Source organism: Methylobacterium sp. E-065, assembly GCF_022829605.1.
Lineage (GTDB): Bacteria > Pseudomonadota > Alphaproteobacteria > Rhizobiales > Beijerinckiaceae > Methylobacterium.
Map to the genome: position 1 here is coordinate 1 of NZ_JAKSYD010000053.1, position 12,004 is coordinate 12,004.

Below are 12,004 nucleotides of genomic sequence, written 5' to 3' on the forward strand. Positions count from 1 at the left end.
CCAAGCCAGGGCCGCGCCGACCACGAAAGCCAGCGGGAGCGACGCCCAGGGATTGGGCCCGCGCTTGGCGGTCAGCACCGCGCAATAGGCGCCGACCGTCAGCCACGCACCATGGGCGAAGTTGATGATCGTGAGCACGCCGAAGATCGCCAGGACGCCGATCGAGACGCTGAACAGGATCGCCGAGGTGGTCAGGGTGTCGAGGGGGAGCAGGATCGGGGATTCCGGCTGGGCGGGGCCAACGAGGGAACAGACGCGCCGCTCGGCACCCTCGCCCCTCTGCGGGGGAGGGCAGACCCTGCGGTAGGAGGGGTAGGGGGAAGGGACCCGGGTTAAGGATGCGGCGAGCGCTTGACGCAAGGCAGGACACAGTTCGGCGCCGTCGCTCCCCTCGCGCGGTACCCTCCGGGCGCCATTCTCCCCCGTAGAGGGGGAGGGAAAGAAGCGGATCCCCCCAGCCCCCCTCCCCTCACGGCAGCTTCGGGCACTGCTCGCCGGGATCGACGTCCTTGAAGGTGCCGGCGACCTTCACGGTGCCGTCCTTCTGGATCTGGCCGAGATACATGGTCAGCGGCGCGTGGTGCTGCTTGCTCATCCGGATCGTGCCTCGCGGGCCGGTGACGCTCACCGTCGGCAGCGCCTCCAGCACCTTGGCGGTCTCGGTCCCGCCCGCCTTCTCGACGGCGGCCTTGTACAGGTAGATCGCCTCGTATTCCGGCACCGAGAGGTCGTTCGGGGTGCGCAGTTCCGCACCGAACTTCTTCTGCATCGCCGCCAGGAAGGTCTTGTTCTCCGGGCTGTCGATCCCGGTGACGTAGGAGGCCGAGAGGTAGACGCCGTCGGCATCGGCGCCCATGCTCTTGGCGGTGCCCTCGTCCAGCGCGAGATTGGCGAAGGGCAGCGCCACGCCCGCGCCGCGCAGCTGCTTGGTCAGCGTGACGTTCGGCGCGCCGCCGGCCGTCGAGGTGATCAGCGCGTCGGGCTTGGCTTCCTTCAGCTTGGAGATGATCGCCGTCCAGTCGCTGCCGTCCATCGGCAGGTATTCCTCGCCCAGAACCTTACCGCCGGTCTTCTCGACGTAGTTTTTGGTGAAGCCCAGCATGCCGCGGCCGAAGGCGTAATCGCTGCCGATCAGGAAGTAGGTCTTGGCGCCCTTCGCCTTGAAGGCATCCACCACCGGCGGAACCTGCTGCTCCGGCACCCAGGCGTCCACGAACATGTTCTTGTTGCAGGAATGGCCCTCGTAGAACGAGGTGTAGATGTAGGGCACCTTCCCCTTGGTGACGGCGGGCAGGCCGGCGTTGCGGGCCGCGCTCGTCTCCATCGAGATCAGGACGTCGACCTTCTTCTGGTAGATCAGGCTGTCGAACGCCTTCTGGGCGCCCGCCGCCCCCGAGGCGTCGTCGGCGACCTCCAGGGCGAGTTTGCGGCCGAGCACGCCGCCCTTGGCGTTGATTTCCTCGACCGCGAGTTCGGCCGACTGCACCACCGAGGGCGCCACGACGCTGTTGGCGCCCGACAGGCCGATCGGGATGCCGATGACGATCGGCTTGCTGTCGGCGGCCTGTGCGGCCGTTGCGGCGAACGCCAGCGCCGTGGCGCCGAGCGCCAGCGTGGTAACGCCGAGGGGGGACGATTTCACCATGAACGAACTCCTTGTGGGGGGACGGGGCGCGGGTCTGCGGTTCAGCGGTAGATGTCGGTTCGGCGGTCGCGCAGCAGCGAGTTGAACGTGTTGAGGTCTTTGCGTCCGGCGGCGTCGAGGTCGACCAGCGCCGAGAGGGTTTCGGTCTCCGTGCGGCTCGCCGGGCCGGCGAGCGGCCAGCCCTTCGGCCCGATGATCAGGCTCTGGCCCTCGAAGGGCTGGCCGCGCTCCACGCCGACCCGGTCGGCGCAGGCGATGAAGAGGCCGTTCGAATGCGCGGCGGCCCGGTGCAGGGTGTTGGCCATGGCGGCCTCGCCCGCGGGCTGGTCGGGCATCGGCACCCAGTTGGTCGGGATGCAGACGATCTCGGCGCCGCCGAGCGCCAGCTGCCGGAAGGTCTCGGGGAACCAGCCGTCGTAGCAGATCGCCACGCCGACCTTGCCGAGCGCCGTCTCGAAGACCGGGAAGCCGAGATCGCCCCGGGCGAAGAACACGTTCTCCTGGTCCCAGAGATGCGCCTTGCGGTAGGTGCCGATGTAGCCCTCCGGCCCGACGATCACGGCGGCGTTGTAGAGGGTGTCGCCCGCCACTTCAGCGATTCCCGCCACGATGTGGAGGCCGAGATCCGCGGCGAGCGCCCCCCAGGCGCGGGTGGTCGGACCGTCCGGAACCGGCTCGGCGAGGGATCGCGCCTCGGCCTGGGATTCGAACACGTAGCCGGTGCTGGCGAGTTCCGGCAGGACGATCAGCCGGCTGCCCTCGGCGGCGGCGGCACGGACGAGATCCGACGCGCGTGCCATGTTGCCCGCGACATCGCCGAATTGCGGCGCGAACTGGATGCAGGAGACCCGGATCGGCGGGCGTGCGGGATCGTTCGCTTGGACCATGGACGCTCCAAAACGCAAAAAGCCCCTGGGCGCGGAGAGGATCATCCGCGAACCAGAGGCTTCAAAGCCGTGATGTGGTACAGCAGAGCTGCTGCGGGGCAACCTTGCCCGGTTCGACTACGATACGCGTCACATTCCGGACCGCAAGACCATAAAAGCAGCAGGCTGCTGCGATCAGGTCTTGTCCGCCAACGCGATGCGCAGTCCCAGACCGCTCATCGCCTCGTGGGCCGCCACCACGCTCTCGGCGACGCTCGCCATCGGCACGCGGGCGGCGGTGGCCCGGTCCCGGAGCATCTTGTAGGCGGCGTCCTCGTCGATCCGGTTCAGGTCCACCAGCAGCCGGACCGCCTTCTCGACGGTGCGACGGCCCTTCATGGTCTCCTCCAGCCGGTTGATCTTGCTGATCAGCCGTCCCTCGTAGCCGCGTCGGTAGCGCGCCAGGGCGAACTGGGTGAGCACGCCGCGGGGATGGAGCGGCTTGTTGAGCACGCCGTGGGCGTTCACATCGGCGATCGCCTTCAGGGAGGTCGGGCTCTCGTAGGCCACGATGGCGATGACGGCCGGCTCCGCCTCCTCGATCGAGGGTAGGAGGTGCATCACCTGCGCGTCGTCGAGCTGGATGAACAGGGTGTCGATCTCCGGCGGCAGCGCGGCGGGCGGCGGCCAGACCAATGAGACCGCGCAGCCGAGGCGGCGGAGTTGCTCGAGCAGGGCCGCGCCCTCCTCGTCGCGGGGGTGGATGACGAGGGCGCGCGCCCGCCGCAGGTCATCCAGGATCCTGCGCGCGGGGGCGCTCACGCGGCGATCCCCTCGTCCAGCCAGTTCGTCTCGAAGCGCGACCACGCGAGGTAGGGATCGGGCCGCACCGGCCGGCGGCCCCGCCAGACCACGTCGAACTGCCCGTCCGCGCGCGCGACCCCGATGCCGGGGGTGAGCCAGATGTGCCGGGTCTCACCGTCGAAGGCCAGCTCGCCCTCCGGCGCCGCGAAGCGCTGGCGCAGGGCCGCCGCGCCGAGCCGCGCGGCATCGAGCGTGCCGGCCTCCGCCAGCGCCCGGGCGAAGAGATGCACCTGCGCGTAGGCGGTCTCCGACCACATGCTGGTGGGGCGCTCAGGCCCGAACCGGGCCGCGAAGGCCGCGACGAACCGCCCGTTCTCGTCGCCGGGCAAGGCGGCGAAATATGGCGCGGCGAGGACGTGGCCGGTGCAACGCTCCGGGCCGATCGCGTGGATCTGCCCCTCGGCCAGGGTCAGGCTCGCGATCGGGCAGCGCGCCCGGTCGATCCCCGCATCCGCGTAGGCGCGGTACAGCCGCTCGGCCCCGCGCCCGACCACGGTGGAGAACACCGCGTCCGGGGCGACCCGCCGGATCTCGGAGACCATCGCCCCGTGCGCGTCCTCGTCGGCGTCGAGCGGGGCATAAAGCTCGCCCACGATGGTCCCGCCCTTGGCCTCGATCAAGTCGCGCATGACCCTGTTCGACTCGCGGGGATAGATGTAATCCGAGCCGATCATGAAGATCCGAGAGCCATGTTTCTGCAACAGATAGTCAGACAGCGCGAAGATATTCTGGTTCAGGGTTGCTCCGGTGTAGATAATGTTCTCCGAATACTCGAAGCCTTCGTAGATCGACGGGTACCAGAGCAGGCCGTTGTGCCGCTCGACGGTGGACAGGACCGACTTGCGGCTCGCCGAGAGCGAGCATCCGAACACCACCTCGGCCCCATCCTCTGCCAGCATGCGCCGGGCCAGGGCACGATAGGCGTCGGTGTCGCCCGCGGGATCGTAGCAGATCGGCTCGATCGGGCGTCCGAGGACGCCGCCGGCGGTGTTGATCTCCTCGATGGCGAGCGCGGTGCCGAGAAAATGCTCGGTCTCGGTGATGCCGCTGACGCCGCTTCGCGAGAACAGGACGCCGACGCGCCACGTCGCTTCGTCCCTGGCCGCCATGGTATCCTGACCCTTGCTGAATGCCCGCTCACCGGAGGGTGCTGCGATCGGCCGTCCTATCTCACGGGCGTGGCACTGGGAAAGCAAGGGCCGCCGGGGGCGAGCGCGTTCCGAGGCCGAAGGGGATGGATCGGCCTCACGTAGCCCTCCCTCAACTGCGGCGTAGCGGCTCCGACGCGAAAGTCCCGGAGGGCCGATCGATCCGGCACGGTTTCAACGCGAGGGCGTCAGATCGTCCAGCCCCCGTCGATCGCGAGGGCTTGGCCGGTGGTGTAGGTCGCCCCGGCCAGGTAGACCGCGAGGTCGGCGATCTCCTCCGGCGTGCCCAGCCGCCCGATCGGCTGGCGGGCGATGAACGCGGCCCGGGTCTGCTCATAATCGCCCTGTGCCCGGATCCGCTCCTGCAATGATGGGCTCTCGACGGTGCCGGGGCAGATCGCGTTGCAGCGGATGTTGTAAGCGACGTAATCGGCCGCCACCGCCTTGGTCAGCCCGATCACCGCCGCCTTGGTGACTCCGTAGGCAAAGCGGTTCGGCACCCCTTTCATCGAGGACGCCACCGAGGCCATGTTGAGGATGGCGCCGTCGCGTCGTTCGAGCATGCCGGGCAGCACGGCGCGGATCGTGCGGATCATCGCCTTGACGTTGAGGTCGAAGGCGAAGTCGAGATCCGCATCGGGCATCTCCAGGATGGTCCCGCCATGGACCACGCCGGCGCAATTGAACAGCACGTCGATCCGACCGATCCGCTCGACCAGGGCCGCGATGGCGGCCGCGTCGCGCACGTCGAGGGTCGCGGTGCTGAGGCCATCGGCGCGCAGTTCGGCAAGGGCGTCCGCGTTGATGTCGGTGGCGTGGACCCGAGCGCCGCTGGCCGCGAAGGCGAGCGCGCTCGCCCGTCCGATCCCCTGCCCGGCCGCCGTGATCAGGACCGTCTTGCCCGAAAGATCTGCCATGGTCCGCTCCCTGAAGTCTCCGTCTCCTTATGGAGAGGAGCGACTCAGATCCTGTTTCACCCCGCTTTCCAAGCGCCGACCCAATCCGATTTTTCTGCGCGTCCGCCCGTTGCAAGAGAGCCCTTCTCCGCGGTTGGCGCTCCGCCGCGACACCTCGGGTCAGAGTTTGGATGACCGTCGCGCTGTGCCGCGTATCAGCTCGACAAAAGGGGGGGCCTGTCGCGGACGAAGCGCCCCTTCGTGAGCGTCCACCGCGCATCTGGTGCCAGCGTTTCTGGCAAGCCCTGGTACGGGATCGTGGAACGTCGCCAGCCGCGCAGCATGTCGATCGCGAAGTCGATGCGGTGCGTGCGTCGTTGCCGCCGTGCGTCGCACTTGCAGCTGGGTGGAATGGCGTCTTCGCGCATTTCGGCGGTTGAGACGTCTTTATCCGGCGCTGGAACACGCTTTTTGGCGGTGAAACGCTGCTCCGACAGGTCGGAAAGTCACCTTTCGACCGGCGGGCCAAACACCATCAAACCGATTCGCCCACAACCCAATTTCCGGCCGGGCTTGCCGAGTCGCCATTTGGGACTCGACTCGCGCTTGCGAATCGTGACTGTCTGCAGTCAGTTGCAGTTTGTCCGCTATTTTGGCGCTTTTTCTGCAAGCGAGGCCTGAGAGGATGAACCAGTATACGGGGGCTCACACGGTTGCGCCCCCTCCCCCCGTATCGCCAGCCGCGATGATCGGTGATCACGCCGCGGTCTTGCGCGAACAGCTCCAGGCCATTTCCTCCGGGCTCTTTCCGCCCAGCTCGGCGAAGTCGCTGCGCCGTTTCACCTCCACCGAGGTCGCCCGCATCGTTGGTGTGACCGTGTCGCGCATCCAGCAACTCGCATCCGAGGGGCATGGTCCGCAACCCGACGTGTCATCGACTGGACGTCGCTCCTACAGTCTCGCCGATATCCATGGGCTTCGCGTCTATCTCGACGAGAAAACACGTGGCGGTCGTCGCTATCAGCCCATTCGAGGCGAGAACGAGCACCTCCAGGTCATCGCCATCGCGAACTTCAAGGGCGGCTCCGGCAAGACGACCACAACGACGCATCTTGCTCAACATCTGGTCCTAAAAGGTTACCGGGTCCTTGCGCTCGACCTCGATCCACAGGCCAGCATGTCGGCCCTGCTCGGCGTCCAGCCGGAACTGGAGGTGGGCGAGAACGAGACGCTCTACGGCGCCATCCGCTACGACGCGGAACGGCGTCCCCTCGAAGCGATCATTCGCCGAACCTACTTCACAGGACTAGACCTCGTGCCCGCCAACCTCGAACTCATGGAGTTCGAGCACGAGACCCCGCGCGCGCTGAGCGAGCGCCGTCCCGGCGAACCGCTGTTCTTCGATCGCATCGCGCACGCACTGGAATCGGTCCAGAGCCAGTACGACGTGGTCGTGATCGATTGTCCGCCGCAGCTGGGCTACCTCACGCTATCGGCCCTCTGTGCGGCTTCGGCGCTTCTGGTGACCGTGCATCCGCAGATGCTCGACGTCGCTTCGATGAGCCAGTTCCTGGCCATGACGGAGGATCTGCTCGGCGTCGTCACCGAGCATGGCGGGCGGCTTCAATACGATTGGCTGCGCTACCTCATCACCCGCTACGAACAGCACGATGCCCCGCAGACCCGCATCGTCGGAATGCTGCGCACGCTGTTCGAGGACGCGGTGCTGACCGCGCCGATGCTGAAATCCTCGGCGGTGTCCGATGCGGGGCTGTCGAAGCAGACCCTGTACGAGATCGGCCGAGAGGGAATCACCCGCTCGACCTACGATCGGGCACTCGAGGCGTTGGATGCCGTCAATAGCGAGATCGAGGGTCTGATCCGACTGGCGTGGGGCCGGTCATGAGTCGTCGTTCGAACCTCGACGCGCTCTTCGGCTCTCGAGCGACGCCTAAACCGGCGTCGAGCCCGGAGCAGTTTGCAGATGCAAACCCGGTCGAGTCGAACGATGAGTTTGCACCTGCAAACCCCCCTCCCCCAACCCCAGCACCGGAACGTCGTCGGAGCGGCGCCATCGGCGCAATGAGCAATACCCTTCGCGGGTTGGCCGCGAAGGCGGATGCCGCCGCCGCTCTGGAGCAGGGTTCGGCCGTTATCGACCTCGACCCTAAGCTCATCGACGCCTCCTTCATTGCCGACCGGGTTGCCGACGCGAACGACGCCAGCCTCGACTCGCTTGTCGAGAGTATCCGGGAAAGTGGCCAGCAGGTGCCGGTGCTGGTCCGCCCTCACCCGACGGCGGCCGGCCGCTATCAGATCGCGTTCGGCCGACGACGGACACGCGCGGCCCAGCTCCTCGAGCGACCTGTGCGCGCGGTGGTGCGGCCGCTCACCGATGCCGAGCTTGTCATTGCCCAAGGCAAGGAGAACCTCGAGCGGCGCGACCTCAGCTACATCGAGCGCGCGTTCTTCGCCCTGCGTCTGGAGGCACACGGATTTCCGCGCGAGACGATCACCGCGGCCATGGGGGTGGGGAAGGGCGACCTCTCGACCCTGATCTCGGTGGCGCGAAGCGTTCCGGAGGACATCCTCGCGGCGATCGGTCCTGCTCCAGCGGCGGGCCGTCCGCGCTGGATGCTCCTGGCCGAGCGCGTGAAGGATGCGAGCCGCCCTGCCCTGACTGAGATCCTGGGTGATCCGGCGTTCCAAGCCAAGAACACGGACGAGCGGTTTGCAGCGATCTTCGCTGCCGTGGCGCCGAAACAGGAGCGCAGGCCGAAGGCCCAGGTCTGGAAAGACGAACACGGTCGAAGGCTGGCCCGGGTCGAGCGTTCAGCCGACCGCGTCGCGCTCGCCTTCGACGAAAAGATTGAGCCTGGTTTGGCGGACTACGTCCTCGACCGGCTTCCCGAGATCCTTGCGGCCTATCGGCAAAGCAAGGGCTAACCCGACCCGTCACACGAACGAAAGGAGACGAGAACACCGCAAAAAGAAAGGGCCCCCCGAACCGCGTCCGGAAGACCCTCTCTCGTCCTAAGCAAGCGTAGAGAATCACATCTCCCGGCACATCGTCAAGCACTTTGACGTCGATTCGGCGAACGTCCGAACTTTGCCCGGTGCTCGGCCACACCATGAGCCTGCACATCACGACGCCCTTCGGGCGGCGATCGCTGACGGCTGCGCAATTCCACGCGCAGGCGCAGGCGGCCGGCTGTCCAAACGAGACCACCGTGAACAAGTGGTCCGTCTTCCGCGATCTCGCCGCCGCACGCTCGGCCCTTGGACTCTCCGACCGCGCCCTCGCGGTCTTGGATGCCCTGTTGACCTTCCATCCAGAAACCACGTTGAGCCCCGGGGAAGGGTGCGAACTCGTCGTGTTTCCCTCGAACACGGCGCTGGCCCTGCGAGCGCACGGCATGGCGGAAGCAAGCCTTCGTCGGCACCTCGCCGCTTTGGTGGAAGCCGGTATCGTGATCCGGCGCGACAGCCCGAACGGGAAGCGCTACGTCCGACGCGGCCAGACCGGCGCTGTCACCCAGGCCTTCGGGTTCGACCTGTCGCCATTGATTGCCCGCGCCGGTGAGTTCGCAGCCCTTGCCGAAACGGTCCGAGAGGCTGCACGAACGCTTCGCGTCGCCCGTGAGCAGGTGACCCTCCTGCGTCGCGACTGCGCGAAGCTGATCCTGGCTCTGGAAGAGATCGAAGGCGGCACGATATCGGCCGAGCTGCTCCGCAGCCGTTACCGCGGCATTCTCGATAGCCTGCCGAGATCGCCGTCCGCCGACGCTTTAATGGCGGCGGCAGCAAGTATGAATCACCTGCGGGCCGACCTGAGTAAGCTGTTGTCGGCACATTGGGAAACGGCAGAATCAAGCGGCAGTGGCGTGCAGAATGAGTGGCACAATCAGAGTTCAAAGCCCGAATCCACTGATAATGAAAATGCCATCGTAGAAGAGAAGAAGGCGGCCGTAGCGGCGGGTCCGAGCATCGATCGTCTGGCGGTCGATGCCGCGACGGTTCGAGCGACCTACCCGCTCGGGTTCGTGCTCGACGCCTGCCCGGATATCCAAGCCTACGCACGCGGTGAGATCCGAACCTGGAACGAGCTCATTTCGGTGGCTGACCTTGCCCGGGCAGCCATGGGCATCAGCCCCCATGCGTGGCGGGAAGCGCGGTCTGAAATGGGCGCGGACGTCGCGGCCATCACGGTTGCGGCGATCCTGCAGAGGGTCGAGCGGATCAACAGTCCGGGAGGCTATCTCCGCTCGCTCGTGGAGCGCAAAAAAGCGGGCCGATACAGCCTCGGCCCGGTGCTGCAAGCTCTAAACAGGGCGAAGCTCGGCTCGCCGGCGGCGGGGCAATGAGATGGTCCCGCGTAGAATCAGGACCCGGATCTGCTCTCACCCACCCGCTCGTGCGATTGGCGATCGCCGGAGGCGAGGATGAGAGCATGGAACTCATCCTCGCCTCCGGAAGAGAGCAGGAAGCCCACGGATCCGTGTCGACCCTGAGGATCCTGTGGCCGGCTCGCGCGAATCCAACAGCGCGGGGAGGGTGCTCTGGTGGGCAACGGCCCGCACTTTTCGCGGGCCGGCGCCATGCCCGCACGATCGAGCACCGCAGAGACGGCGATGCGAGCCATGTCCACATCCATAGGTGCCGTCGCGGCGCAAAAGGGGGAGTGCGGTCGCCGCAACTGCGAACCGAGGCCAAGCCGATGCTGACACCAATGGAGGAGCGGCAGCGCGCCCTCGTCCACCGGCTGGTTTTCCGCTCCGACCTCGTCAATTCGGTGTGGGGGCGGCGCACGCGGACGGATGCGGGCGTGGGAGCAGTCCATTTTGGGGTGGCGAGCGGATCCTGCGGGATCCGGGCGAAGAACCTTCCAGCGGCGCAACCGTCAGCGGCAGCTGTCGCGTGTCGGGTCGAAACCGATTGCTGCGGGACCGCGGATCATGGCCGGCGCGTTGGAAAGCTCGACGAGCGCGCATCCGGCGGCACGGTGTCGAACGGATCATGCGCAGCGACGCCGAGCGGCGTGAAATGTCGGACATTCCGGGTGAGGACCGTCCAACCATGGTGTTGAGCCGTGGCGGCGATCGCAAGATCGGCAAAGCCGGGCGCGTGCCCCTGTCCACGCGCCGCGTCGGACAACCTCCCGATATGCCGAGCGACCGGAATGTCGACGGGCAGAATCTTTGCCGCATACAGGTGCAGGATGACCTCCAGCCACTCGGAGAGTCGCTCCGCCTTCCGCGCAGCACCATCCCTGCGACTTTTCGCGATGCCATCCTCGATCTCCGCGATGGTCACCACGGACAGGTGGAGGTCGGCGCTGTTGCGGTCCATCCAGTCGATCAGTTCGACGGCAGGAACAGCCTCGGTCGGCGCGCCGGCCGACAGGACGTTGGTATCGACCAGATACACGGCGTCACAGCTCGGCGCTTCTCAGGCCACCGGAAGGGGAGGGGAGGTCGTCGTCCGTGATGGGCGCCGCCATGAGGAGCCTGCCGAAGGACGGGACCTGCGACAGCCTCTGCCACTCGGCGAAGCTCAGCAGCACGGCCTCGGGCCGGCCATGGCGCGTGATGATCGACGGTTCGCCCTGCTTGGCCTGATCGATCACCGCCGAGAGCGTAGCCTTGGCGTCGCGAAGTTGGATTTCCTGCATGAGACGGCTCCGTGACCACTATGGTCATATTAGGCATGCGGCCGCGCGCCTGCAAGGTCGGCCTCAGCCGTTCGGATGCCTTGGCAGACGCCTCGGACGGGCTCTACGCAGCTCGGCACTCGCGCTGGGGTCTGATGCTGCCGGCCGACAACGCGATCGCCGCGACCGACCGGCCTCAGAAGGGGAGGGCCCGCTCGATCAAAACGACGGCCTTGCCGACCTGGCGCGCATCCTCGACGTGTTCGACGATGAAATGCGCGACGTCGGCCCGCGCAATCAGCCCGTTTCGCCACAACGCAGGGTCTTCGAGGACACGGTACCGCCCGGTCGCCTGTCCGCCTGTCAGCACCCCGGGGCGGACCAGAGTCCAGTCCAGTGTGCTGCGGCGGATGCGCATCTCCTGAGCGTCCTTGTCGTCGTAGGCGCGTCCGAAGACCAGCCGGAAGGGCAGGCGCTGCAACGGGCTGATCGCGTCGCGGCTGTCGCCGGCGCCGAAACCGGTGACCGCGATCAGTCGCCGGACGCCGGCCTTCTCCATGGCGGGCACGAGGATGCCGGTCGCATCTGAGAACAGCCGGACCGACCCGAGCAAGTCCCGCGCGGGGACGCCGAGCGCCTGGACCACCACGTCGACGCCATCAAGCGCCACCTCGACGTCATGCCGGTTCAAGGCGTCCCCCGGAAAGCGCTCTAGGTTCGGGGCCGATTGCTCCATCCTGTTCGCAGAGCGGGCAAAGGCCCGGACGCGATGCCCTGCGCACAGGGCCGCCTTCACGGTCTCCAAGCCTATGCCCTGGCTGGCACCGATGACGAGGATGTGGGCCATGCGAACCGTGGGGCGCGATGCGGAAGGCAGACCGGTAGATCGGGCGCGTCGAGCTGCCCGCCATGTGGCCGTTTGCCCGAAGGCAGGC

12 protein-coding genes are annotated in these 12,004 nt (G+C 67.1%); 3 read left to right on the forward strand and 9 right to left on the reverse strand.

Going from position 1 to position 12,004, the window contains the following annotated elements; all coding sequences use genetic code 11:
* The 6 genes from MKK84_RS04590 to MKK84_RS04615 form a co-directional block, all read right to left on the reverse strand.
* Window positions 1–360: ABC transporter permease subunit (locus MKK84_RS04590; RefSeq protein ID WP_409566439.1), on the reverse strand; the 360-nt coding region annotated here is incomplete at its 3' end.
* A gap of 109 nt (window positions 361–469) precedes the next feature.
* Window positions 470–1,645: a substrate-binding protein gene (locus tag MKK84_RS04595; protein ID WP_243916901.1), complete on the reverse strand. Its 1,176-nt coding sequence runs from the start codon at window positions 1,643–1,645 to the stop codon at window positions 470–472.
* 41 nt (window positions 1,646–1,686) lie between these two features.
* Window positions 1,687–2,532, reverse strand: a complete 846-nt coding sequence (locus tag MKK84_RS04600) for a nitrilase family protein (RefSeq protein WP_243916902.1) — start codon at window positions 2,530–2,532, stop codon at window positions 1,687–1,689.
* 174 nt (window positions 2,533–2,706) lie between these two features.
* Window positions 2,707–3,333, reverse strand: a complete 627-nt coding sequence (locus tag MKK84_RS04605; protein WP_243916903.1) for an ANTAR domain-containing response regulator — start codon at window positions 3,331–3,333, stop codon at window positions 2,707–2,709.
* Window positions 3,330–4,484 carry a transporter substrate-binding domain-containing protein gene (locus MKK84_RS04610; protein ID WP_243916904.1) on the reverse strand — a complete coding sequence of 385 codons (1,155 nt, stop codon included), beginning with the start codon at window positions 4,482–4,484 and terminating at the stop codon, window positions 3,330–3,332. Before MKK84_RS04610 ends, MKK84_RS04605 begins: the two co-directional genes overlap by 4 nt.
* A 227-nt stretch (window positions 4,485–4,711) precedes the next feature.
* Window positions 4,712–5,440, reverse strand: coding sequence for an SDR family oxidoreductase (locus MKK84_RS04615; protein ID WP_243916905.1), 729 nt, complete (start codon window positions 5,438–5,440; stop codon window positions 4,712–4,714).
* 664 nt (window positions 5,441–6,104) lie between these two features.
* Between MKK84_RS04615 and repA the strand changes: the two genes are divergently transcribed.
* From repA to repC, 3 genes are all read left to right on the forward strand, one after another.
* Window positions 6,105–7,325 (forward strand): plasmid partitioning protein RepA, encoded by a 1,221-nt coding sequence (gene repA, locus MKK84_RS04620; RefSeq protein ID WP_409566440.1) that lies wholly within the window; start codon window positions 6,105–6,107, stop codon window positions 7,323–7,325.
* Window positions 7,322–8,365, forward strand: a complete 1,044-nt coding sequence (repB, locus tag MKK84_RS04625; protein ID WP_243916908.1) for a plasmid partitioning protein RepB — start codon at window positions 7,322–7,324, stop codon at window positions 8,363–8,365. Before repA ends, repB begins: the two co-directional genes overlap by 4 nt.
* Window positions 8,366–8,550: 185 nt before the next feature.
* The gene (repC, locus tag MKK84_RS04630; protein WP_243916910.1) at window positions 8,551–9,783 is read left to right on the forward strand and encodes a plasmid replication protein RepC; all 1,233 of its coding nucleotides are present in this window, start codon (window positions 8,551–8,553) and stop codon (window positions 9,781–9,783) included.
* A 589-nt stretch (window positions 9,784–10,372) separates the two neighbouring features.
* Here repC and MKK84_RS04635 read toward each other — a convergent pair.
* From MKK84_RS04635 to MKK84_RS04645, 3 genes are all read right to left on the reverse strand, one after another.
* Window positions 10,373–10,846, reverse strand: a complete 474-nt coding sequence (locus MKK84_RS04635) for a type II toxin-antitoxin system VapC family toxin (RefSeq protein ID WP_243916912.1) — start codon at window positions 10,844–10,846, stop codon at window positions 10,373–10,375.
* Between the two features lie 4 nt (window positions 10,847–10,850).
* Window positions 10,851–11,090: a type II toxin-antitoxin system Phd/YefM family antitoxin gene (locus tag MKK84_RS04640; RefSeq protein WP_243916913.1), complete on the reverse strand. Its 240-nt coding sequence runs from the start codon at window positions 11,088–11,090 to the stop codon at window positions 10,851–10,853.
* 175 nt (window positions 11,091–11,265) lie between these two features.
* The gene (locus tag MKK84_RS04645; RefSeq protein WP_243916914.1) at window positions 11,266–11,916 is read right to left on the reverse strand and encodes an NAD(P)-dependent oxidoreductase; all 651 of its coding nucleotides are present in this window, start codon (window positions 11,914–11,916) and stop codon (window positions 11,266–11,268) included.
* Between the last annotated feature and the right edge of the window lie 88 nt (window positions 11,917–12,004).